This window comes from Tessaracoccus oleiagri (genome assembly GCF_900103275.1).
GTDB lineage: Bacteria > Actinomycetota > Actinomycetes > Propionibacteriales > Propionibacteriaceae > Arachnia > Arachnia oleiagri.
The window spans coordinates 91010-112289 of the sequence record NZ_FNGP01000006.1; the positions used below are offsets into that span (position 1 = coordinate 91010).

Below are 21280 nucleotides of genomic sequence, written 5' to 3' on the forward strand. Positions count from 1 at the left end.
CAGTTCTTCCTGTTACGAGGGCACGATCCATTCGACAATAGCGAATGGGCGCAATGTGGAGCGCATCGTCAGTCGAGGCGCAGGTACTGCTCCTCGAGCGCTTCCCGTACTTTAGGTGCAATCTCCAGCGAGAGCGCAGTCGGGTCCTTCTCGAGCAGTTCCGCCACGGCGGCGATGACCTGCCCGACGGTGAGGTCGCCGTCGAGCGAACCCAGCACCGCCGCCAGGACGGTGTCGACCTTCATCGCGCGGCGCAGCCCCGTGGACTGGCGCAGCACGATGTACTCCGGGTCGGCAGCCCCCGGCTCGCCGAACGTCTCCTGGGTGACGTCGACGATCCTCGGGCGCGAGGCGAGCAGGTCGTCCAGCGGCAACGTCGCGGCGTCCACGGCCGAGCGGTGCCGGGCGAACACCTCGCCGACGGGTTGGTGCACCGCGTGCGGCCAGGACTCGATCCGGACGTGCGGGGTGGCGCGGCCGGCGTCGGTCATGAGCAGCCACCCCATGCCGACCTCCTCGATGCCCAGGTCCTCGAAGTACTTCAGCCAGCGGTCGTAGGCGTAGACCCACTCCTCCGACCCGGCGAGACCCGCGTCCGCGAGCCACAGTTCTATATAGGAGAACTTGTCCATCCGTTCCCGCTCGAGGACGAACAGGTCCATCCCGTTGCCCTCCACCCAGCCGCGGATCCGCTCCTCCCACGGCTGGCCGTCGACGACGGCCCAGTTGACGAGGAGCTGGATGCTGCCGCCGGGGTTCAGGTGACGCGGCGCCTCGCGGAGGATCGCCTGGAGCAGCTCGTCGCCGGAGAAGTTGGTCTCCCGGTACATGAGCCGCGAGTCCGACGGCGGGCTCATCACGTAGGGCGGGTTCGAGACGATGAGGTCGAACTTCTCGCCCTGCACCGGCTCGAAGAGCGAGCCCTGGCGGAAATCGACCTCCGCGCCGCTCAGCTCGGCCGTGACGCGGGCCAGTTTCAGCGCGCGCGCGTTGACGTCGGTGGCCACGACGCGCTCGGCGTGGCGGCTCAGGTGCAATGACTGGACGCCGCAGCCGGTGCCCAGGTCGAGCGCGGAGCCGATCTGGGTGCGCATCGTCATCTGCGCGAGCGTGGTGGAGGCCGAGGACACCCCCAGCACGTAGTCGCGGCGCGTCGGGGTGGTGGCGGTGTCCATGCCCGGAGTGAGGTCGGCCACCGCCCAGCCGGACGCACCGTCGTCCTCCGAGCCATAGGGTCGGATGTCGACCAGCGCGCGGACGCCGTGCTCGGTCTGCTCCAGGAAGTCCGCCGCGTCGTCGAGCAGGAACGCCGCTTCCTCCATGCCCACCTCCTCCTGGAGGATGAACAGCCGGATCAGCGTCGCCAACTCGTCGTGCTGCCCGGCCAACGCCACCGTGGCCGGAACGGTGATGTTGCGCTGCAGCCCCTCCTGCCCGAGCTCGCCGATGCGCTCCAGCACCCCGTCGGCGTCGTAGCGGGCGTGCCGCAGTACCTCGCGAAGGCTCATGGGGGCTCCTGTCTCTTGGGCTGTCGGGTCGACACACTACCGGCCGTTGGGCGTCGTCCCGGGTCACATCGTGCCGGCGGTGGCGCGGCGTTCCACCGTGGAGGGGGCACCGAGGAACGCGGGCTCGAGGGCGACGGTGACGCCCGCGTCGAGCACGACGTCGGCGTCGCGTCCCCGGACCTGGCAGTGCGACAGCTCCGCCCCGTTGTGGGCGGCGGCCGCCCGCGCCGCCCCGCACGGGTCGTCGCCGCGCACGGCCGCGGAGACCCCGGCGAGCGCGGCCAGCTCGGCGACCTGTTCGGCGTGACGGATGTTGCCGAACCATCCGACGACCACGACGGCCGCGGCGGCCACCGAGAAGAGGACCAGCGCGACGCCGATTGTGAGCACCGCGCCACCGCCCCGCTCGCTGCGCGCCCTCATGGCCCGACCCCCGGCTCGTACGCCGCCCAGGCGCTGGCCCGGACCGGCACGTCGCCGATCCCGAGGACGAAGGACCGCGCCTCCACCGTGACCTCCACCCCACCGTCCCGGTGCACGACGGTGGACTCCCGCGGCGACCGGCGCTCGGCGACGGCCAGCGCCGCCTCGTCGCCGCGGGCTATCTGGCGGGCGATCTGCGCCGACGACTCGGCCACCGCGGCCTGCGCCACCCCGAGCAGGACCAGCGTCACGAGCCCGGCGGCCAGCAGCGTCGCGGTGACGATGCCGACCGCCAGCTCGATCGTGACCATGCCTCGGGGCGCCGGGCGACGGCGCCAACCGCCCAGGCCCCGCGTGCTCATCCGAAGAGTCCGCCGAGGAACCCCCCGAAGCCGCCGCCGGACGACACGACGTTGAACAGGGCCACCACCCAGTCGAAGAGCATCTCGAAGAATCGGTTGTCGCTGAAGATCCGCAACAGCAGGAGCGCCGCCGTCGCCGCGGCGAGCAGGCCGATCGCGTACTCGACGGTGGTGAGGCCCCGCTCGATGAGGCGCTTGGGCTTGTTGATGTGGACGATGTCGGACACTGTTGTCCCCTTCCCAGGAGTGCCGGATGCGTGTCATCCGCCACCCCCGTGATGGGCGCACCGGGCGTGCGACGCCCGGACCGCGACCCGCCTGTGGACGACCCCGCAGGGACAACACCATCGGCTGTGGACAGCGGTCGCAGTCCGCTCAGCCGCGGCGGGCGTGCAGGGCGCGCACGCGCTCGGACAGCTCCTCGTCCGGCCCGTCCACCTCGAGGCCGGGCACGACCTCGTTGATCGGCAGCGCCGCCACCGGCCCGGGCGCGAGACCGAGTTCCGGCAACCAGCCCAACAGCTGTTCCGTGGAGCTGGCGTAGACGATGCGACCCAACCCGACCCAACCATGGGCGGCCGCGCACATCGGGCAGTGCTCGCCCGAGGTGTAGACGGTGGCCGAGGCGCGCTCCTCGGGTGTGAGGTGCTCGGCGGCCCAGCGGGCGATCGCGAACTCGGGGTGCTGCGTCCGGTCGCCGCGCGCTACGTGGTTGTGGTCCTCGAAGAGGACCTCGCCGGCGGCCGAGACCAGCACCGAGCCGAACGGTTCGTCGCCGGAGGCGAGGGCCCGCTCGGCGAGGTCGACGGCCCGGATCAGGAAACGGCGATCCTCGTCGGTGATGGGCATGACTGGGCTCCTCTCAGCCGGGGAAGATCTCATCGAGCGCGGCGAGGTCCTCGGCGGTGGGCTGCCACGAGCCCGCGGCCGCGTTGGTGCGGACCTGATCGGGCGTGGTGGCGCCGGCGATGACGGAGGCCACGGGCGACTGGGCGAGCAGCCAGGAGATCGCCACCTGCACCTCGGTCACGCCGCGCTCGCGGGCGAACTCGCCGAACCGGCGCAGCTGGTCGAGGTCCGCCGCGTCGACCCGCTCCTGGCTGAGTCGGGACCCTTCGGGCGCGCGCCCGTCGGAGTACTTCCCGGTCAGCAGGCCACTGGCGAGCGGGAAGTACGGGATCAGCCCCAGACCGAAGTGGCGGGCCGCGGGAATGACCTCCCGCTCGATCCCGCGGTTCAGCAGGCTGTAGTGGTTCTGCGCGGAGACGAACCGCTCGTGGCCCAGCTGGCGGGCGACGTGGTCGGCATGGGCGATCTGCCAACCGGCGAAGTTCGAGTGGCCGATGTAGCGGACCTTCCCCGCACGGACCAGCGAGTCCAGCGCGGCGAGGGTCTCCTCGATGGGCGTGTCGGGGTCGGGCCGGTGGAGCTGCAGGAGGTCGATGTGATCCGTTGCGAGGCGGCGCAGTGAGCCCTCCACGGAGCGGATCAGGTAGCGGCGCGATCCCCGGTCCTGCCAGTCGGGGCCGTCCAGCGGGCCGGCGTCCATGCCGAACTTGGTGGCGACGACCGCCTCGTCGCGCCGGGAGCCGAGTGCCTTGCCGAGCTGCGTCTCCGACACACCGCGGGAGTACGAGTTCGCGGTGTCGAAGAGCGTGATGCCGGCGTCGAGTGCGGCCTCGACGACCGCGGTCGTGCCGTCCTGGTGCTCGGTTGCGGTGCCGGCGCGGCCGAAGTTGTTGCAGCCGAGGCCGACGACCGACACGGCCAGCCCCGAATGTCCCATGCGACGAATCTCCATGGGACCCACCCTAGTCAGGGAGCAACTCGCCGAGCAGGATCCGCGCGTCGGCCTTGCTGAGGACCTGGTTGGCGTTGCCGCACTTCGGGGACACCACGCAGGCGGGGCAGCCATCGTCGCAGGGGCACCGCTGGAGCCGCTCCAGGGTCGCGAACAGCCACTGCTCGACCACCTCGTAGGCCCGGTGGGCGAAACCGGCGCCGCCGGGCAGGCCGTCGTGGACGAAGATCGTCGCCAGCCCCGTGTCCGGGTGCAGCGCGGTGGAGACGCCGCCGATGTCCCAGCGGTCGCAGGGCGCGAACGCGGGGAGCAGGCCGATGGCCGTGTGTTCCATGGCGTGCGCGGCGGCGCCGACCTGCAGCGCGCCCCAGCCGAGGCGCCGGATCATCTCCGCGGGCACCGTCCACCACACCGCCTGCGTGTTCAGGGTGCGCGACGGCATGGTGAGCGGGGTGTGGTCCCACACCTCGTGCGTGAGCTCGTCGCGACGGAGGTAGCCGTGGACCTGGGTGGTGAGGCGCACGTCGCCCCGGTGGACGGTGGTCTCACCGAGCGGCCGTGACTCGAGGTCGCGCAGGACCTCGATGTCGAACGTGGACTGCGGCTGTGTGTAGTACTTCGGGCGAGCCGCCCGCACCATCGCCTGCTTCTCCTCACGGATCAGCTCCTCGACGATGAAGCTCTCCCCCTGGTGGAGGTAGACGGCGCCCTCGTGGACGACCGAGTCGGCCATGGCCTCGTCGACCGTGCCGACGACCCGGCCGGTCTCGCGCTCGATGATGTCGATCGGCTTCGCGCCGGCGGAGCGGAGGGTGATGTAGTCGACGGCGCGGTCGGGGCGGGTCCAGAAGTAGCGGCCGCCACGGTCCCGGAGCACGCCCTGTGCGCACAGGGCTTCCACGACCGTGGGCATCGTGGGGCCGAACCAGCGCGCGTCCGCGTGGGTCAGCGGGAGTTCCTGCGCGGCCGCCGCGAGGTGCGGTCCGATCACGTGCGGGTTCTCGGGGTAGAGGACGGCGTGCTCGACCGGGGCGGACAGGATCGCCTCCGGGTGGTCGAACAGGAACCCGTCGAGCGGGTTCTCCCTGGCGAGGAGCACCACCAGCGCATCGGACCCCCGGCGTCCGGCGCGGCCGGCCTGCTGCCAGAGCGCGCTCAGCTTCCCCGGGTAGCCGGCGATCAGGACGGCGTCCATCCCGGCGACGTCGATGCCGAGTTCGAGGGCGTTGGTGGTGGCGACTCCGCGCAGCTGCCCGGTCTGCAGGTCGTGCTCGAGCTCCCGCCGCTCCGCGGCCAGGTAACCGGCCCGGTACGACGCGATCGCGCCACCGGCGATCTCCTGGGCGTCGAGCGCGACCAGCTCGGCGCCCACCCTGGAGGCGACGAAGGCGATGGTCTGGGACCCGTCGTCGACGAGCCGGCCCAGGAGGTTGGCCGTGTCCTGGTTGAGCGAGACGGACGGCTTCCAGAGGGCGACGGTGCGGCGCGGCTTGGGCGCGGCGTCCTCGGTGACCGCCTCCACACTGTCCTCGCCGATGAGCCTGCCGCCGAACTCCGCGGCGTTGGGGGCCGTGCCGGAGGCCAGGAGCACCGTGGGCGTGGCGCCGTAGTGGGCGGCGATGCGGCGGAGCCGACGGAGCACCTGGGCGACGTGCGCGCCGAACACGCCCTGGTAACGGTGTGCCTCGTCGACGACGATGTAGCGCAGCCCGCCCAGCAGTCTCGACCAGCGCTGGTGGCCCGGCAGGATCGAGTAGTGGACCATGTCGGGGTTCGTGAGCACGAACGCGGCGTGGTCGCGGGCGAAGCGTCTGTCCGCCTCGTCGGAGTCCCCGTCGACGGCGCCGATCCGCCAACCCTGCGGGCCGAGCGCCGCCGCCGCCCGCGCCTGGTCGTGCGCCAGCGCCTTGGTGGGCGCGAGGTAGAGGGCGGTGTGGGTGGGGCGACGCAGGCGCGCGGCCGGGAGGGGGACACCGACCCGCCCCTCGCCCGTGGCGGCGATGATGGGCAGCAGGTAGGCCAGCGACTTGCCGGAGCCGGTGGCGGAGGTGAGCGCGACGTGGTGCCCGCGGTACGCCAGGTCGGCGAAGTCGGCTTGGTGTCGCCAGGGCGACTCGATGCCGCAGTCGCGGAGCCGGGAGATCGTCGCTTCCGAGACCCAGTCGGGCCAGGCGCCGTGGCGTCCGGGGAGCGCGGGCCGGTCGTCGACGGCGCACACCTCCTGCGACTCGAGCACCCACGACCAGTTCGACGACATGCCGGGCATGGTACTCGTCAGCCGAAGAAGTCCCCCAGGAGCCCGGCGATGATCGGGATCACCCCGACGAGGACGAAGGCGGGCAGGAAGCAGCCCATGAGGGGGCCGACCGACTTCACGCCGACGGTCCGTGCCCGTTTCGTCTCCTCGTCGTGCTGGACCTGCCGGAGGTCCGCGGCGTGACGCCGCAGCGCCTCGGACAATGCCGTGCCGGAACGCGCGGAGCGGACGAAGTCGCGCGCCGCGGGCCCCCAGACGGGGTCGTTCCGCAGTTCGGCCCATGCCTCCTCCGGGGCGCGGCCCACGTCGAGGTGGGCGAGGACCCGGCCCAGCAGGCTGGCGCTGGGGTCGGGCGAGACCTCGACCACCGAAGCGACGGCGCTCGCGACGGGCGCGCCCGCGTCGAGGCACACCGCGAGGAACTCCATCGCGACGGGCGCCTGCCGGCGGACGACCCGGTCCGCGGCCGGGCGCGGCCCCAGCCGACGCAGGGCGTTGCGCCAGGCGACGGGTCGGCGCGCGGGCTGGTCGAGTCTGCGCAGCGGCCTGCCGGGAAGGAGCAGTGCGACGCACAGGGCCGCGGCGAGCGCGAGGGGAAGTGTCATCGTCGCGCCAATCGCTCGATCCACAGCGTCCCGGCGGCCGTCAGGCCCATGGCCACGGCGCACAGCCACTGGCCCACCGGGTGGCCGAACAGGAACTCCAGCGAGTTGGTGCCGCCCAGGAACCCGAGGCCGACCGCACCCACCGGCAGCACCGCCATGATCTGGCCGGAGGCGCGGGCGGTGGCCAACTCCGTCTCGACGATGCCGCTGACCCTCTGTTCCTCCCGCAGCGTCTCCGCCACCCCCTCCAGGACGCCGGCGACCGGTGCGCCGCTGCGCTCGCTCACGCGCCACGCCGCCGCGATCATGCCCAGACCGTGTCCCCCGGGCTCGTGCTCGCGGGCACGCAGCACGGCCGGGACGTCGCCGCCCAGCGCGGCAGTGGCCGCGGCCTCCCGCAGGACCCCGTGCTCGGCGGCAGCCTCCCGGAGGGCGTGGACGGGGATCTGCCCCGACCACAACAGCGAGGCCAACAGCCGGGCGGCGGCTGCCACCGAGCGTCCACGCCGACGAGCGGCGGCGCGGCGGGCCCGGTCGGTGACGAACCAGGTGAGCAGGCCGGCCAGGATGGCGGCGGTGACGGCCCAACCGAGCCCTGACGGCCCGAGGAGGACCAGCACCACCGAACCGGCACCCAGCGCCACCGCAGCGACCGGAGCGAGCCGCAGCGACCGGCTCCGCCGCGTCGTAGGGACCACCGACAGGCGGGCCAGCGACGCGCGTCCGGGCCCCGGGACGACGAGCCACGCCGCCGCCCCTGCGAGCAGCGGCGTCAGCACAGGAGTTCCTCGACTTGGGCCGCCCCGGCCAGGCGTTCGATCCCACCAGGAACGAAACGGAGGCCGGGCAGGATGGCGACCCTGTCGGTGGCCTCGCGGTGCACCACACCGATCTCGTCCACCCTGCGGCGGCCGTGGACGTCGCGACGCACGTGCACCACCAGCCGCAGCGCGGCCGCGACCTGCGCGTGGCAGGCCTCCCGGCCGAGCCCACCGAGGGCGGCGAGGGCCTCGAGTCGGGCGGGCACGTCGGTCACGGAGTTGGCGTGGATGGTGGCGCAGCCCCCTTCGTGCCCGGTGTTGAGGGCCCGCAGCAGGTCCGTGATCTCTCCGCCGCGCACCTCTCCCAGCACGACCCGGTCGGGTCGCATGCGCAACGCCTGGCGGACGAGCTCGGCCAGAGTGATCGCGCCGGTGCCCTCGGCGTTGGCCACCCTGCCCTCCAACCGCACGCAGTGCGGGTGGTCCGGCACGAGCTCGCGCGCGTCCTCGACGAGGACGATCCGCTCGTGGGGCGGGACGGCGGCCAGGAGCGCGGCCAGCAGCGTCGTCTTCCCCGACCCGGTACCGCCGCTGATGAGGAACGGGACCCGCCGGGTCACCATCGCCCGCAGCAGGCGCGCGCCCTCCGCCGGTATGGAGCCGGCGGCGGCGAGGTCGTCGAGGGAGAAGCTCCGCGCCGCCGGGACGCGCAGCGACAGGCAGGTCCCGGGCAGCGAGACCGGGGCGAGCACGGCGTGCAGGCGCGTGCCGTCGGGCAGCCTGCCGTCGACGAAGGGACGGCTGTCATCGAGACGCCTGCCGGAGGCGGCCGCGAGCCGGATCGCGAGCCGCCGCACCTGCTCGTCGTCGACGAACGTGACGCCGGCACGTTCGAGCCCACTACCGCGATCGACGAACACGTCGGCCGGCCCGTTCACGACGACGTCGCTGACGCCCGGCTGCCGGAGCAGGTCGTCGAGCGGTCCGGCGCCGCGGGAGTGGCGACGCAGCCGGTCCATCGTCGCCAGCACCGCGGAGTCCGTGACCACTTCGCCAAGGTCGCGGAGCGCCGCCGCCACGTCGCGAGGGGTGTAGTCGCGGCCCAGCTCGCCGAGCCGGGACTGCACCAGCCCGAGGTCAACCATCGACGACCACCCGCCTCAGCTGCTCCACGTCGGCGCGGAACCGCCTCGCCGGCGATGCGACCGGGATCTGGCCCAACGCGGCCAGCCGCGGCACCGTCGGGTCGTGCCGGACCCGGGCCACCAGCGGCGCCCCCAGCGCCTCGGCCACCGCCCCGGCCGGCAGGTCCCTCCCCGGGCCGGTGCGCACGACGAGGCCGGCCGGCGGGACCGGCGCCCCGCGCGTCAGCATCCGGGCTGCGGCGACGGAACGCACGTCGGCGCCCACCACGAGCAGTTGGAGGTCTGCGTCGACGGCCGCCGAGACGCCGTCCAGCACGACGAGGTCCATCGTGCGGCGCAGGGAACCCAGCACGGCGCCCAGCGCCTGGGGAGCCGGCGGGCCGGGTGGATCGTCGCGGCCCGCGGGAAGGAACCGGGCACCGCCCACCTCGAGGAGCGAGTCCTGGAGGTCCCCCAGTTGGCCGGCCGCGCCCGCGAGACCGCCCCAGCGCAGACCCTCCACGGCCTCCGCGCCGACGAGGAGGTCCAGCCCGCCCCCGTGGGGCGCGAGTTCCACCACGACCGCGCGCTGGCCCCGGGCCGCGGCGAGCAGTCCCAGGGCGACGGCGCAGGTCGACGTGCCCAGGCCTCCCGACGCGCCGACCAGCGCCACCGTCGTCGCCCGCGCGACCGAACCCGCCGACACCGAGGCGAACAGCTCCGCCAGGCGGCCCGCCGCGTCGGGCAGCCGGACCACCGGGTAACCGAGCTCCGCCGAAGCATCGGCCAGCTCCGCCGGGTCTCGGCCGACGAGGAACGTCCGCGGCTGGTGGCCCAGCCACGCGGTGCGGGCCGCCATCTCCGGAGCGACGAGGCGCAGCGGCGCCCGCGGCCAGCGGCGGGCCAGTTCGTCGGTGCCCTGGACGACCTGCAACGCCACGTCCATCGCGATGGCGGACACCTCCAGCGTCTCCACGACGGCGGGGTCACGTGCGGCGACGAGCACCGCGTCATCAGCTTCCATGCCCCCGTGGTGGTCACGAGGGGCCGGTCGGGTGCACCGCGCGGCAAGTCTGTGGACAACCCCTCGCAAGCTAGGCTGTTCCCGGACTAGGAGGGTTTACCTGTGAGCACGTTTCCGTCAGAAGCGCTCGACTGGCTCGCCGTCTGGGGAGGGGTCCGTGGCCTCACCGTCGGCGACGACGCGTCGCTGCCGAGGCGCCTGGCGGGACGCGGCCACCAGATCTTCGCGCTGACCCCCGACGAGGCCCTGGTCGCCCGACTGAACGGCTACGGCAACATCACGCCGCTGCACGCGCGCGCGGAGGCGATCCCGCTCGACCCGTTCCAGTTCGAGGTGGTCTTCACCCACCAGGCGTTCCACAAGCTGGACCGGGCCCAGGCGCTGCCGCAGATCGCGCGGGTGCTGCGTCCCGGGGGCTGCCTGTCCGCCTCCTACCTCATCCGCGACGACTCGGTGCCGTGGGTGCGGCGCCTCGCCGCGCTGCTTCGCCGCTACGACCCGGTCGCGATGAAGGGGGACTACGGCCACCAGTCCCTGGAGTCGCTGCGCGAGTCGCACTACTTCCCGGAGATCGAGGAGCGCGCCTTCCGGATCTGGCAGCCCGTCACCCGCGACGACATGGCCAACATGGTGCGGCACCAGCCGTTGGCCAGGCACCTCGACGGCGACCAGCTGGACCGCCTCGTCGAGCAGGTGCTCGAGCTCTACGACGCGGCCGCCCGGCCCGGCGAGAACCTGAAGCTGCCCTTCCAGCTGCTGTGCTGGCGAGCCTGGGTCGACCACGCCGAACTGACGAACCCGGTCCAGCTCCCCGACAACGGGCTGGCAATCAAGGTCTAGCGCCTCACCCGGCCCGCGAAGGTCCTAGGCTGGAGCCTCAGAAAGGAAGCGACATGGCTGACAACGTGAACAACATCAAGGAGCAGCTCGGCGAGTTCCTGTCGAAGGAGACTGAACTGGCCAAGGCCGAGATCGTCCCGTCGGCGAAGAAGGCTGGGATCGGCTCGGTGCTGGGCATCGTCGCCCTCTCCTTCGCCCTTCACGCCATCTGGATGCTGGTCATCGCGCTCGCCGCGGTCTTCGCATGGCTCGTCAGCCTCACCGGGCTCAGCACGGCGCTGTCGATCGTCTTCGGCTTCCTGATCGCCGCCGTCATCTCGCTCATCGTGGCCGCCATCATCGGCTTCCTCGCCTACCGCAAGTTCAAGCAGGTCAAGGCCCCGACGGCCACGATCGCGGAATTCAAGGCCACCGCAAGCGCCATCATCGACGGCTTCAGCCACAGCGACACCGCCGTGCCCGCGCGGACCACGCAGCCCGGCTTCACTGTCGTCGACGACCGGATCGCCTAGTCGCGCATGTACTCGTTGGGGATCGGGACGACACGCTCCCGGTCCCAGCCCTGATCCCACCCGGCGAGCTCCAGCACCCAGTCGAGCAGGTGCGCGGTCAGCCCCCAGATGAAGCTGTCCGGGAGGACGAACGCGGGGCCACGGAAGCCCGCAGGGTGCTCGCACGTCATCCGGACGTCCGCGCTGGTGAGCATCGAGACCGGGTACTGGTGCACCGACTCGGTCTCGGCGATGTCGACGGCGTCCAGTTCGCCGCCCGGCCACGTGGCGACCACGGTCGTGACGTCGTAGTTGGAGGCCGGGACCCACAGCGGCGGCAGCTCCCCCATCACCGACACCTCGTGCGGCGTGAGGCCCACCTCCTCCTCCGCTTCGCGGAGCGCCGCACCCACCGGCCCGCCGTCGACGTCGTCGATGCGGCCTCCGGGCAGCGCCATCTGGCCCGCGTGACGGCGCAGGGTCGAGGCGCGTCGCACGAAGACGATCTCGGGGTCGGGCCGGTCGGAGAAGAGCATCAGCACCGCGGCCGACCGCTTGCCCCTGGGCGTGCGGTCGAAGTCGATCAGCGGCCTGCTCGGCGGGTCGACCAGTGCGCGGCGCAGTGCGCTGAAGTCGGCGGTCACAGGTGCTCCTCGATCAGGGACTCGAGCTGCTCGGTCGACTCGAACGGACCGGGATGGCGGTACCGGATGACGCCCTCCGCGTCGACGAGGACCGTCATGGGGATCCCGGGGACGCCGAGTGACGTCTGCAGGGTCTTGTCCAGGTCCTGGATGTGGGGGTAGTCCCACTCGACGAGCGAGGCGAACTCCAGCGCCCAGTCCGGCTTGGGATCGTTGTAGTTGATGCCGTAGAGGTCGACGTCGTCACGCGTCCGGTGCAGTTCACGCAGGAAGGGGGCCTCCTCGCGGCAGGGGCCGCACCACTGCGCCCAGAGGTTGATCACCATCGGACGCCTCGGCAGGCCGGCGAGGTTGACGACCTTGTCGGAGCCCAGGCAAGGGAGGGCGGTGCGCGGCAACCCTCCCTCCACCGGCTCGGCGGCGGGGTCGGTGTCGGGGCAGTCCGGCAGGCCGTACTCCTCCCTCAGCTGCGCGAGCGCGGCGGGGGGCACCTCGGCGCTCTCGGGGGTGGACGTCGGTGCCGGATCGGGCGCGGCGCATCCGGCCAGGAGCAGCAGCGTGGCGACGAGGGACCCGGCGACCCTCATGCGCGCGGTTCCCTGATGAGCGTGGCGGCGACGACCGGGTCCTGCTCACCGATGTCGCGGCTGGGGCAGAGGTCGCGGATGACGCACGCGGCGCAGGCGGGCCGCTTCGCGTGGCAGACGCGACGTCCGTGCCAGATGATCTCGTGCGACAGCTGCGTCCACCGCTCGGGCGGGAAGAGTGCCATCACCGCCTGCTCGACCACGTCGGGCTTCGTGGACGCGACCCAGCCGAAGCGATTGGTGAGCCGGATCAGGTGCGTGTCGGGAGTCACGCCCGGGACGCCGAAGGCGTTGCCGAGCACGACGTTGGCCGTCTTCCGCCCCACGCCGGGCAGCGTCACCAGCTCGTCGAGGGAGCCCGGCACCTCTCCGTCGAACTCGTCGACGACCGCGCGCGCGATGCCGATGATGGCGGCGGTCTTGTTGCGGAAGAAGCCGACCGGCTTGATGATGGTGGCGACCTCGTCGGGATCCGCTCCCGCGAGCGCCTCCGGCGTGGGCCAGCGGCGGAAGAGCTCCGGCGTCACGGAGTTCACCCGGCGGTCGGTGGACTGCGCGGACAGCACGGTGGCCAGCAGCAGCTCGAAGGGCGACCGGAAGTCCAGCTCGCACTCCGCCTCGGGATAGGCCGCGGCCAGCGCTTCCGCGATGGCGGTCGCGCTCAAGGCGGTCAGCCCTCCAGCGGACGCTTGAAGTAGCCGACGAGCGTGTCCGGGTTGGGCCCCGGCGCGAGCGTGATGAGCTCCCAGCCGTCAGCGCCGAAGTTGTTCAGGATCTGCTGCGCGACGTGCGAGAGGATCGGGGCCGTGAAGTATTCCCATTTGGTCATGCAGTCAGATTAGCTGCAGAGCACGTCCCGCCAGGACTTGATGTCGGGGCGGGCCCGCAGGAGCGCCCGACGCTCGCGCTCGGTCATGCCGCCCCAGACACCCCACTCGATGCGGTTGTCGAGGGCTTCGGCGAGACACTCCGACCGGACTGGGCAATCGCGGCACACCACGCGCGCCCGCTTCTGGTCCTTGCCCTCCGGAAACAGTGCGTCCGCCATGTCACGGCACTTCGCCTGAAGCGTCCACTCACTGACCTCGGCTAGCGACATGCTGCCCTCCTTTGCGCAGGTTTGTCTTCCGCTCACAACGCTAGCGCATAACGGTCCGGTAACGAAAGACCCAATTTCCGCATACGGGTAATCCCAAACCCTTCACGTAGACTGACCGCCATGAAGTCTGCGAAGCTGAGCGAGAAGGCCTATGCGACCTTTATGTTCCTGGCCGTCAGCCTCCTCGCCGGGGTGCTGTTGTCGGGCGTCGCAGTCCCCTTCGTAGCCATGGCGAGCGGTGGGGCGAGGGCCGCCGTCGACTCCCTCGACTACCTTCCGGCCGAGTTCGACACCCCGCCCCAGTCGCAGCGCTCCCGCATCCTCATGGCCAACGGCGAGGTCCTCTCCACGTTCTTCGACGAGAACCGCATCTACGTCACGCTCGACCAGATCGCACCGGTCATGCAGGAGGCACAGATCGCGATCGAGGACCACCGCTTCTACGAGCACGGCGCCATCGACTTCGAGGGCCTGGGCCGCGCGTTCTTCAAGACGATCAGCGGCGACACCCAGGGCGCGTCGACGCTGACGCAGCAGTACGTGAAGCTCGTTCGTGTGGAGATGGCGAAGGCCAGCGGCGACGAGGAGGCCGCGCGCCAGGCCGTCGAGGTCTCCATCGAGCGCAAGATCCAGGAGGCCCGGTACGCCTTCGCGGTCGAGGAGAAGTTCAGCAAGGACGAGATCCTCGAGCGCTACCTGAACATCGCCTACTACGGCAACGGCGCGTACGGTGTGGAGTCCGCCTCGCTGCAGTACTTCGGCGTCCACGCGAAGGACCTGTCGCTCGAGCAGGCCGCCATGCTGGCCGGCCTCGTGCAGAACCCCGTCGGCTACGACCCCGTGCGCAACACGCAGAAGGCCACCGACCGGCGCAACCTCGTGCTCCAGCGGATGGCCGACGTCGGCTTCGTCACGCAGGAGGAGTCCGACGCGGCCAAGCAGATTCCGTTCGACCCCGCCAAGGTGACGCGCACGCCGAACGGTTGCACCTCGTCGCGCTACCCCTTCCTCTGCGACTACGTCTACCGGACCCTCGTCTCCGGCCAGGTCCCGGGCCTCGGCGAGACCCGCGAGGAGCGCATCAACACGCTGCGCCGCGGCGGCCTGACGATCCAGACGCTCATCGACCCGAAGACGCAGGACGCCGCCGAGGCGGCCGTCGCCAACCTCGTGAGCCCCACCGACCCGATCGTCGCGAACTCCGTGGTCCTGCAGCCCTCCACCGGCCTCATCGTCGCGATGGCGCAGAGCCGTCCGGTCATGGGCGACGACATCGCCGCCGGCGAGACGTACTACAACTACAACGTCGACCAGGACATGGGCGGCGCCGAGGGTTACCAGGTCGGCTCCACCATGAAGGTGTTCGCGGCCGCGGCCGCCCTCGAGATGGGCATGGCCGTCACACAGGAGTTCGACTCCCCCGGCACCCTGAAGCTGGGTGGCGAGACGTTCCGCAGTTGTGAGCGTGACTTCCGGGCCCTGCCGGAGGACTGGTCCCCCTCGAACCTCGGTCGTCGCAACTACGGCAACATCGACATGGTGGAGGCCACCGAGAACTCGGTCAACACCTACTACCTGCAATTGGTGCAGAGCATCGGCAACTGCGGCCCCATCGAGCTCGCCCAGCGCGCCGGCGTCAAGATGGCCGACGGCAGCGACATGCGCGACCAGTCCAACATCGCCTCCTGGGTGCTCGGCACCAGCTACGTGACGCCGCTGTCGATGGCCGAGGGCTACGCCACCTTCGCCAACCGTGGCGTCCACTGCAGCCCGCGCATCCTGCAGTCGATCGTGATGGACAACGGCACGGAGATCGAGGTCCCGAGCGGCAACTGCGAGCAGGTCATCGAGCCCGAGGTGGCCGACGGCATGAACTACCTGCTGAAGTCCGTCATGGACAACGGCACCGGACGCCCGGCGCGGCTGCCCGACGGCCGGCCCCAGGCCGGCAAGACGGGCACCACGAACGAGAACAAGGCCGTCTGGTTCGCGGGCTACACCCCGGAGATGGCCGGCGTGGCGATGATCGCCGTCGACACCGACCCCAACCGCCCCAAGGTCGACACCCTCGAGGGGCTGCGCCTCGCCAACGGCGAGCGGCTCCGCGGCACCGGCGGCGGTGACGCCGGCCAGATCTGGCGCGCGGCCATGGGCGCTGCACTCGAGGGCAAGCCCAAGACCGACTTCACTGCGCCGACCGACCGCATCCTCGAGGGCAAGAAGATCCCGGTGCCCGATGTCTCGGGCATGAGTTATGAGGAGGCGAAGGAGACGATCGAGGCCGCCGGCTTCACGACCCGACGCTGGGGCGTCTACTCGTCGCGCCGCGCCGGTACGTTCCTCGGCGCGTCCCCGGCCGACGAGGCACCGATGTTCTCGGTGATCTCGCTGCGCGTCTCGGTCGGCCCACGCCCGAAGCCCAAGCCGGCCCCCGCGCCCAAGCCCGAGCCCGCCCCGCCGCCGGCCACCCAGGCCCCCCAGCCACAGCCCTCGACGCCCGCCGCTCCCCCGCCCAGTAACGGCGGCAACAACGGTGGCGGCAACGGCAACGGCAACGGCAACGGCGGCGGCTGATGCGGGGTCTGCTCAAGGCGGCCGGGCTGGTCGCCGGGGCCGGTGCCGCCTGTTTCGGCTGGGGTCTGCTTGAAGCCCACCTGTTCACGGTCCGACGCTTCACCCTGCCCGTCCTTCCCCCCGGTGGGAAGGACCTGAAGGTCCTCCACGTCTCCGACTTCCACCTCCTGCCCCGGCAACTGGACAAGATGCGCTTCATCCGGTCACTCGCCGACCTCGAGCCGGACCTGGTGGTCAACACCGGCGACAACATCGCCTCCAACGACGCGATTGCCGCGCTGCATGCGTCGTGGGGGTGGCTCCGGTTCAAGCCGGGCGTCTTCGCCCTGGGTTCCAACGACTACCAGGCGCCGCGCTTCACCAACCCGCTGCGCTACGTCATCCGCGGCCGGTCCGAGGGTACCGGCGTGAAGCCCACCCCGCTGGACACCGGCACGCTGCGGCGGCGCTTCGAGGACAACGGCTGGGTGGACCTCGCCCACCGGCGCCACGTCATGGAGGTGGCCGGCTACCGGATCGAGTTCCGCGGCACCGATGACGCGCACCTGGGCCGAGACGACTACGCCACCGTCCAGGGGCCACCGGCGGACGACGTCGACCTGGCCATCGGCGTGACGCACGCCCCCTACCTGCGGCTGCTCGACGGGATGACCGCCGACGGGGTCGACGTGATCTTCGCCGGCCACACCCACGGCGGCCAGGTCTGCGTCCCCGGGTACGGGGCGCTGACCACCAACTGTGACCTCGACACCGACCGGGTGAAGGGCGTCAGCACGCACACCGCCGGCGGCCGGACGGCGCACCTCCACGTCTCGGCGGGCCTCGGCAGCTCGCCGTATGCGCCGTTCCGGTTCGCCTGCCGCCCGGAAGTGAGCCTGGTGACCCTGACGGCACGCAGCTGAGCCGGTTGGCGCCGGGTCGGATCCCTGCGCTATGCTGAGCGTCGGCTCAAACGGCCATCGGGGTGTGGCGCAGCTTGGTAGCGCGCGTCGTTCGGGACGACGAGGCCGCAGGTTCAAATCCTGTCACCCCGACCAAGCGACTCCCGGGTCATCCTCCACGGATGGCCCGGGATTCTCGTTCGCGGCGACGGGATAAGGTCGGTTCATGGCCACTTCGACAACACCAGCCACTGCCGTCGTCGTCCTGCTCACCCCGGACCACCCCGACGGCGAGCTGCTCGATCCGTCGGTGCCCCACTTCTCCGCGCTCGCGCAGGGGCTCGCCCGCGGGGACGGGATCTTCGAGACCTCCCTCCTCGACCACGGCCGAGTTCGGAAGCTCGACGAGCACCTGTGGCGGCTGCAGCGCTCCGCCGGCATCGTGGGCCTCGACATCCCGGACGCGCACGCCTGGCGCCGCGCTATCGCCGCCGCGGTGGCGGCGTGGAATCCGGGCGAGATCGCCGAGGCCGTGCCCGACGAGGCCCTGGTGAAGCTCTTCGCCCTCCGCGGCTACGGCCCCGAGAACCCGCAGGGCTACGCATGGGTGACGGTGACGCCCATGTGGAGGTCGCTGAGGCCCGACGGCCCCATTCGGGTGGTGTTGCTCGAGCGCGGCCACGACTCGGCCACCATGGAGCGGGCGCCCTGGCTGCTGCTGGGCGCCAAGACGTTGAGCTACGCGCCGAACATGGCGGCGGTCCGCGAGGCGCGGCGCCGCGGCGCGGACGACGTGATCTTCACCAGCACCGACGGGCTGGTGCTGGAGGGCCCGACATCGACGGTCATCATCAAGCGCGGGGACACGCTCGGGACCCCGCCCGCCGAGATCGGCATCCTCCCCGGCACCACCCAGCGGGTCCTGTTCCGGGCCGCCGAAGCGGCCGGTTGGCGCACGTCGGTGGAGCGCCTGACGCCCGACGACCTCCGCTCGGCCGACGCGGTGTGGCTCGCCTCCAGCGGCCGGCTGCTCAGCCAGGTGGCCCGTCTCGACGACGCCGACCTGCCCGTCGACGACCGTGTGCACGCCGAACTCATGCGGCTGCTCGCGGAGCACTCCTGACCGGCGGACGTAGGATCGCCGGGTGAACCTCATCGAGTGGGCGATCCACGTCACCGAGAGCCTGGGCGGCCCGGGCGTGGCCCTGCTGCTCTTCCTCGAGAACGTCTTCCCGCCGATCCCGTCCGAGGTGGTCCTCCCCGTCGCGGGCGTGGTGGCCGGGATGGGCAGGCACTCGTTCGTGACCATGTTGCTCTGGGCGCTGGTCGGTGGTCTTGCCGGTGCCTACCTGCTGTACGGCATCGGGTACCTGGTGGGTCCGGACCGGGTCCGGCACTGGTGCCGTCGCGTACCGCTGGTGGACGTCGAGGACTTCGACAAGTCCCTCGACTGGTTCGCCCGGCACGGGCAGAGTGGCATCTTCCTCGGCCGCATGGTGCCGGGCGTCAGGTCGCTCATCTCGATTCCGGCGGGGATCTACCGCATGTCGCTGCTGAAGTTCACGCTGCTCACGGCCTCGGGATCGACGATCTGGAACACCCTGTTCATCGCTGCCGGCTTCTACCTGGGCGAGAACTGGCACGTCATCGAGCCCTACACCGACCTGTTCTCGAACCTGGTGGCGGTGACCATCGTGATCCTGCTCGCCTGGTTCGTCGTGACGCGGCTCCGGCGCAACCGGGGGCGAGAGCGTCACCAGTAGCGCCAGGCACCGCCCTCGACGCAGCTCAGCCCCTCGTCCCACGGGTACGGGACGCCCGCCGGCACACCGGCCTCCGCCAGTTCGGCGCACTCCGGCGGTTCGACGAGGGCGCTCGCCAACTCCTCCCACCCGCCCTCGGCCTCGCCGAGCAAGCCCATGACGCCGTACGGCCCGCAGCCGAGCACCGAGCCGACCGCGAACCCCGCGGGGTGGAACGCGGTGACCCGTGCCTCGACGGGGCAGTCCGGGAACTCCTCCGACCACTCCTCGCTGGCCAGCACCTCCTCCAGCAGCGCGTCCTTCAGGAAGGCGCGGAGGCCGTCGGGCAGCGGCGCCGCGTCGATCGCCTCGTCCGAGGTCATGGCGCCGGTCTCGACCTCCTGCCACACCCCCTCCACCGTCGGGGCCTTGACAGGCTCGGCCGGCGCAGCGGAGGCGGGAGCCACGGGGGCCAGGGAGGGCGACGGCGCGGCGGCGGCCTGTGACGCGTCGCTGGTCATCGGCTCGGAGGGCTCCGGCGCGGGCGTGCAGCCGCCGAGGACCAGCGCCGCGATGAGGATCCCTGCCCTGCGCATCTCAGTAGTTCTTCGCTCCGCCGTCGCTGCAGACCAGCCCGTCGGGCAGCAGCTTGGTCTTCGGGACTCCGGTGGGCACGTCGGCGTTGCGGAACGCGCTGCAGGGCTGCACCGAAGTGGACTCGACGAGCTCGGACACGCGACCGCTCCCGTCGGGGCCGTAGACGAACAGGGCCGCCCCGGCGCAGATCCCGGACTCGTCGGCCACCAGGTAGCCGTCGGGATGCACGGCGAAGAGGTTGAACTGCACGTTGCAGGGCTCGGCGAGGCGGCTCTTCACGTACTGGGTGACGGCCGAGGGCAGCCCGGCTGCATCCGCCTCGGACTCGGTGGACACCTTCCGGTCGACGATCGCCCATCCGCTGGCGGGCGCCTCCGCAGGCGGTTCCGCCGTGGGGCTGACGGTGACTGGGCTCTCCGACGGTGACGGCGACGACGCCGGCTCCTCTGACGCCTCCGACGTGGGCGAGGCCTCAACCGTGGCGCTGGGCGCGGTCCCGGCCGACTCCGACTCGGTGGCGGATCCCTGCTCCGTCGCGGAAGGAACCGCGGTGACGCTCTCCGAGGTGGCGGGCGCCTCCGTCGGACCCGGGTCGCCCGGGGTGGGGGCGCAGGCGGTCAACAGGAGCAGGCCGGCGAGACCGGCGACGAGGCGCTTCATCGGGCGCCTCAATCGATCCGGCCGAGGACGATGCCGGGCACCTCGGGTGCCGCTTCCGCGTAGCCGACCGCACCCTCCAGCGCTTCGAGCGCGCGCTCGAAGCGCTCCTCGGTGTCGGTGTGCAGCGTCATCAGCGGCTGGCCGGCGCGGACCTCGTCGCCGGGCTTGGCGTGCAGCTCGATGCCGGCGACGGCCTGCACCGGGTCCTCCTTGCGGGCGCGGCCGGCGCCGAGTCGCCAGGCGCTCACGCCGACGGCGTAGGCGTCGAGGCGCTCAAGGTGGCCGGACCGTTCGGCGGTGACGGTGTGCTGGTGCTTCGCGACGGGCAGCGGCGCGTCGGGGTCGCCGTCCTGCGCGGCGATCATCCGCCGCCAGACGTCCATCGCGCGGCCGTCGGCCAGCGCTGCCTCGACGTCCACGTCCGTCTTGCCCACCGCAGCGAGCATCTCGCGCGCCAGCGTGCAGGTGAGCTCGACGACGTCCGCCGGCCCGCCGCCCGCGAGGACCTCGACGGACTCCCGCACCTCAAGAGCGTTGCCGGCGGTCAGTCCGAGCGGGGTGTCCATGTTGGTGAGCAGCGCGACCGTCTTCACGCCGGCGTCCGTGCCGAGGTCGACCATCGTGCGGGCCAGCTCGCTGGCCTGGTCGAGCGACTTCATGAAGGCACCCGAGCCGACCTTCACGTCGAGGACCAGCGCGCTCGTGCCCTCGGCGATCTTCTTGCTCATGATCGAGCTGGCGATGAGCGGGATGGCCTCGACGGTGCCCGTCGTGTCGCGCAGTGCGTAGAGCTTCTTGTCGGCGGGTGCCAGCCCCGAGCCGGCCGCGCAGATGACCGCGCCCACCTCGTCGAGTTGCCTGAACATCTCCTCGTTGCTGAGCGCCGCGCGCCAGCCGGGGATCGACTCGAGCTTGTCGAGCGTGCCGCCGGTGTGGCCGAGGCCTCGGCCGGAGAGCTGCGGGACCGCAACCTCGAACACCGCCACGAGCGGCGCCAGCGGCAGCGTGATCTTGTCGCCCACGCCGCCGGTGGAGTGCTTGTCCGCGGTGGGGCGCCGCAGGGCGCCGAAGTCCATCCGCTCGCCGGAGGCGATCATCGCGTTCGTCCAGCGGGCGATCTCCGCGCGGTCCATCCCGCGAAGGAGGATCGCCATCGCCAGCGCCGCCATCTGCTCGTCGCCGACGGCGCCCCGGGTGTAGGCGTCGATCACCCAATCGATCTCTGCGTCGGAGAGCTTCCCGCCGTCGCGCTTGGTCCGGATGAGGTCAACCACGTCGAAGTTCACGCGACCAAGGCTAG

Annotated in this window: 25 protein-coding genes and 1 tRNA gene; 7 read left to right on the forward strand and 19 right to left on the reverse strand. The window is 71.8% G+C overall.

Annotated features, from left to right (window positions below; all coding sequences use genetic code 11):
* Positions 1-68: 68 nt before the first annotated feature.
* The 11 genes from BLR46_RS14050 to ssd form a co-directional block, all read right to left on the reverse strand.
* The gene (locus tag BLR46_RS14050; protein WP_093253525.1) at positions 69-1508 is read right to left on the reverse strand and encodes a methyltransferase; all 1440 of its coding nucleotides are present in this window, start codon (positions 1506-1508) and stop codon (positions 69-71) included.
* A gap of 63 nt (positions 1509-1571) precedes the next feature.
* Positions 1572-1931, reverse strand: a complete 360-nt coding sequence (locus BLR46_RS14055) for an Rv3654c family TadE-like protein (RefSeq protein ID WP_093253529.1) — start codon at positions 1929-1931, stop codon at positions 1572-1574.
* Positions 1928-2293, reverse strand: coding sequence for a hypothetical protein (locus BLR46_RS14060; RefSeq protein WP_143008320.1), 366 nt, complete (start codon positions 2291-2293; stop codon positions 1928-1930). The genes BLR46_RS14055 and BLR46_RS14060 overlap by 4 nt, the downstream gene beginning before the upstream one ends.
* A complete protein-coding gene (locus tag BLR46_RS14065) occupies positions 2290-2520 on the reverse strand; it encodes a DUF4244 domain-containing protein (protein ID WP_093253536.1) in 231 nt (76 codons plus the stop codon). Before BLR46_RS14065 ends, BLR46_RS14060 begins: the two co-directional genes overlap by 4 nt.
* 148 nt (positions 2521-2668) lie before the next feature.
* Entirely contained in the window at positions 2669-3142 is a 474-nt protein-coding gene (locus BLR46_RS14070) for a nucleoside deaminase (protein WP_093253538.1), read from the reverse strand.
* 13 nt (positions 3143-3155) lie between these two features.
* Positions 3156-4094, reverse strand: a complete 939-nt coding sequence (locus tag BLR46_RS14075; protein ID WP_093253542.1) for an aldo/keto reductase — start codon at positions 4092-4094, stop codon at positions 3156-3158.
* A gap of 10 nt (positions 4095-4104) precedes the next feature.
* Positions 4105-6351: a DEAD/DEAH box helicase gene (locus tag BLR46_RS14080; RefSeq protein WP_093253740.1), complete on the reverse strand. Its 2247-nt coding sequence runs from the start codon at positions 6349-6351 to the stop codon at positions 4105-4107.
* 17 nt (positions 6352-6368) lie between these two features.
* Complete coding sequence (locus tag BLR46_RS14085; protein ID WP_093253545.1) at positions 6369-6956, reverse strand: type II secretion system F family protein; 588 nt, start codon at positions 6954-6956, stop codon at positions 6369-6371.
* Positions 6953-7735, reverse strand: coding sequence for a type II secretion system F family protein (locus BLR46_RS14090; protein WP_093253547.1), 783 nt, complete (start codon positions 7733-7735; stop codon positions 6953-6955). The genes BLR46_RS14085 and BLR46_RS14090 overlap by 4 nt, the downstream gene beginning before the upstream one ends.
* Positions 7729-8862 (reverse strand): TadA family conjugal transfer-associated ATPase, encoded by a 1134-nt coding sequence (locus BLR46_RS14095; RefSeq protein WP_093253550.1) that lies wholly within the window; start codon positions 8860-8862, stop codon positions 7729-7731. Before BLR46_RS14095 ends, BLR46_RS14090 begins: the two co-directional genes overlap by 7 nt.
* Positions 8855-9865, reverse strand: a complete 1011-nt coding sequence (gene ssd / locus BLR46_RS14100) for a septum site-determining protein Ssd (protein ID WP_093253554.1) — start codon at positions 9863-9865, stop codon at positions 8855-8857. Before ssd ends, BLR46_RS14095 begins: the two co-directional genes overlap by 8 nt.
* A 102-nt stretch (positions 9866-9967) precedes the next feature.
* Here ssd and BLR46_RS14105 point away from each other — a divergent pair, with 102 nt between their 5' ends.
* Together BLR46_RS14105 and BLR46_RS14110 are read left to right on the forward strand one after the other, a co-directional pair.
* The gene (locus BLR46_RS14105; protein WP_093253556.1) at positions 9968-10705 is read left to right on the forward strand and encodes a class I SAM-dependent methyltransferase; all 738 of its coding nucleotides are present in this window, start codon (positions 9968-9970) and stop codon (positions 10703-10705) included.
* Between the two features lie 53 nt (positions 10706-10758).
* Positions 10759-11217 carry a phage holin family protein gene (locus BLR46_RS14110; protein ID WP_093253559.1) on the forward strand — a complete coding sequence of 153 codons (459 nt, stop codon included), beginning with the start codon at positions 10759-10761 and terminating at the stop codon, positions 11215-11217.
* Here the strand turns inward: BLR46_RS14110 and BLR46_RS14115 are convergent.
* The 5 genes from BLR46_RS14115 to BLR46_RS14135 all read right to left on the reverse strand — a co-directional run bounded on the left by BLR46_RS14115 (position 11214) and on the right by BLR46_RS14135 (position 13526).
* On the reverse strand, positions 11214-11738 hold the full coding sequence (locus tag BLR46_RS14115) for an NUDIX hydrolase (protein ID WP_093253743.1): 525 nt from the start codon (positions 11736-11738) through the stop codon (positions 11214-11216). The genes BLR46_RS14110 and BLR46_RS14115 overlap by 4 nt on opposite strands.
* 98 nt (positions 11739-11836) lie before the next feature.
* The gene (locus tag BLR46_RS14120) at positions 11837-12427 is read right to left on the reverse strand and encodes a TlpA family protein disulfide reductase (RefSeq protein WP_093253561.1); all 591 of its coding nucleotides are present in this window, start codon (positions 12425-12427) and stop codon (positions 11837-11839) included.
* Positions 12424-13092 (reverse strand): endonuclease III, encoded by a 669-nt coding sequence (gene nth / locus BLR46_RS14125; RefSeq protein ID WP_176761796.1) that lies wholly within the window; start codon positions 13090-13092, stop codon positions 12424-12426. The genes BLR46_RS14120 and nth overlap by 4 nt, the downstream gene beginning before the upstream one ends.
* Before the next feature lie 5 nt (positions 13093-13097).
* On the reverse strand, positions 13098-13256 hold the full coding sequence (gene sp36, locus BLR46_RS15150; protein ID WP_093253568.1) for a Sp36 family protein: 159 nt from the start codon (positions 13254-13256) through the stop codon (positions 13098-13100).
* Positions 13257-13265: 9 nt separating this feature from the next.
* The gene (locus tag BLR46_RS14135; protein WP_093253570.1) at positions 13266-13526 is read right to left on the reverse strand and encodes a WhiB family transcriptional regulator; all 261 of its coding nucleotides are present in this window, start codon (positions 13524-13526) and stop codon (positions 13266-13268) included.
* A 90-nt stretch (positions 13527-13616) separates the two neighbouring features.
* Here BLR46_RS14135 and BLR46_RS14140 point away from each other — a divergent pair, with 90 nt between their 5' ends.
* The 5 genes from BLR46_RS14140 to BLR46_RS14160 all read left to right on the forward strand — a co-directional run bounded on the left by BLR46_RS14140 (position 13617) and on the right by BLR46_RS14160 (position 18744).
* The gene (locus BLR46_RS14140; protein ID WP_425441406.1) at positions 13617-16100 is read left to right on the forward strand and encodes a transglycosylase domain-containing protein; all 2484 of its coding nucleotides are present in this window, start codon (positions 13617-13619) and stop codon (positions 16098-16100) included.
* Positions 16100-17002, forward strand: coding sequence for a metallophosphoesterase (locus BLR46_RS14145; protein WP_093253578.1), 903 nt, complete (start codon positions 16100-16102; stop codon positions 17000-17002). The genes BLR46_RS14140 and BLR46_RS14145 overlap by 1 nt, the downstream gene beginning before the upstream one ends.
* 58 nt (positions 17003-17060) lie before the next feature.
* Positions 17061-17137 (forward strand) — tRNA-Pro (locus tag BLR46_RS14150).
* A gap of 70 nt (positions 17138-17207) precedes the next feature.
* Positions 17208-18104, forward strand: coding sequence for an aminotransferase class IV (locus BLR46_RS14155; RefSeq protein WP_093253580.1), 897 nt, complete (start codon positions 17208-17210; stop codon positions 18102-18104).
* 22 nt (positions 18105-18126) lie between these two features.
* Positions 18127-18744 carry a DedA family protein gene (locus tag BLR46_RS14160; RefSeq protein ID WP_093253583.1) on the forward strand — a complete coding sequence of 206 codons (618 nt, stop codon included), beginning with the start codon at positions 18127-18129 and terminating at the stop codon, positions 18742-18744.
* Here BLR46_RS14160 and BLR46_RS14165 read toward each other — a convergent pair.
* From BLR46_RS14165 to BLR46_RS14175, 3 genes are read right to left on the reverse strand one after another with little or no spacing between them, the layout of a single operon-like run.
* Complete coding sequence (locus BLR46_RS14165; protein WP_093253586.1) at positions 18735-19319, reverse strand: hypothetical protein; 585 nt, start codon at positions 19317-19319, stop codon at positions 18735-18737. The genes BLR46_RS14160 and BLR46_RS14165 overlap by 10 nt on opposite strands.
* A 1-nt stretch (position 19320) precedes the next feature.
* Positions 19321-19980: a hypothetical protein gene (locus tag BLR46_RS14170; RefSeq protein ID WP_093253590.1), complete on the reverse strand. Its 660-nt coding sequence runs from the start codon at positions 19978-19980 to the stop codon at positions 19321-19323.
* Between the two features lie 8 nt (positions 19981-19988).
* On the reverse strand, positions 19989-21266 hold the full coding sequence (locus tag BLR46_RS14175) for a thymidine phosphorylase (RefSeq protein ID WP_093253594.1): 1278 nt from the start codon (positions 21264-21266) through the stop codon (positions 19989-19991).
* Between the last annotated feature and the right edge of the window lie 14 nt (positions 21267-21280).

What these genes read in the sequence shown, in the direction of transcription:
- BLR46_RS14080 (WP_093253740.1), bottom strand. Translation starts at nt 6,351, where the DNA reads ATGTCGTCGAACTGGTCGTGGGTGCTCGAGTCGCAGGAGGTGTGCGCC.
- BLR46_RS14075 (WP_093253542.1), bottom strand. Translation starts at nt 4,094, where the DNA reads ATGGAGATTCGTCGCATGGGACATTCGGGGCTGGCCGTGTCGGTCGTC.
- BLR46_RS14050 (WP_093253525.1), bottom strand. Translation starts at nt 1,508, where the DNA reads ATGAGCCTTCGCGAGGTACTGCGGCACGCCCGCTACGACGCCGACGGG.
- sp36 (WP_093253568.1), bottom strand. Translation starts at nt 13,256, where the DNA reads ATGACCAAATGGGAATACTTCACGGCCCCGATCCTCTCGCACGTCGCG.
- BLR46_RS14085 (WP_093253545.1), bottom strand. Translation starts at nt 6,956, where the DNA reads ATGACACTTCCCCTCGCGCTCGCCGCGGCCCTGTGCGTCGCACTGCTC.
- BLR46_RS14060 (WP_143008320.1), bottom strand. Translation starts at nt 2,293, where the DNA reads ATGAGCACGCGGGGCCTGGGCGGTTGGCGCCGTCGCCCGGCGCCCCGA.
- BLR46_RS14155 (WP_093253580.1), top strand. Translation starts at nt 17,208, where the DNA reads ATGGCCACTTCGACAACACCAGCCACTGCCGTCGTCGTCCTGCTCACC.
- ssd (WP_093253554.1), bottom strand. Translation starts at nt 9,865, where the DNA reads ATGGAAGCTGATGACGCGGTGCTCGTCGCCGCACGTGACCCCGCCGTC.
- BLR46_RS14165 (WP_093253586.1), bottom strand. Translation starts at nt 19,319, where the DNA reads ATGCGCAGGGCAGGGATCCTCATCGCGGCGCTGGTCCTCGGCGGCTGC.
- BLR46_RS14070 (WP_093253538.1), bottom strand. Translation starts at nt 3,142, where the DNA reads ATGCCCATCACCGACGAGGATCGCCGTTTCCTGATCCGGGCCGTCGAC.
- BLR46_RS14055 (WP_093253529.1), bottom strand. Translation starts at nt 1,931, where the DNA reads ATGAGGGCGCGCAGCGAGCGGGGCGGTGGCGCGGTGCTCACAATCGGC.
- BLR46_RS14120 (WP_093253561.1), bottom strand. Translation starts at nt 12,427, where the DNA reads ATGAGGGTCGCCGGGTCCCTCGTCGCCACGCTGCTGCTCCTGGCCGGA.
- BLR46_RS14145 (WP_093253578.1), top strand. Translation starts at nt 16,100, where the DNA reads ATGCGGGGTCTGCTCAAGGCGGCCGGGCTGGTCGCCGGGGCCGGTGCC.
- BLR46_RS14135 (WP_093253570.1), bottom strand. Translation starts at nt 13,526, where the DNA reads ATGTCGCTAGCCGAGGTCAGTGAGTGGACGCTTCAGGCGAAGTGCCGT.
- BLR46_RS14095 (WP_093253550.1), bottom strand. Translation starts at nt 8,862, where the DNA reads ATGGTTGACCTCGGGCTGGTGCAGTCCCGGCTCGGCGAGCTGGGCCGC.
- BLR46_RS14110 (WP_093253559.1), top strand. Translation starts at nt 10,759, where the DNA reads ATGGCTGACAACGTGAACAACATCAAGGAGCAGCTCGGCGAGTTCCTG.
- BLR46_RS14170 (WP_093253590.1), bottom strand. Translation starts at nt 19,980, where the DNA reads ATGAAGCGCCTCGTCGCCGGTCTCGCCGGCCTGCTCCTGTTGACCGCC.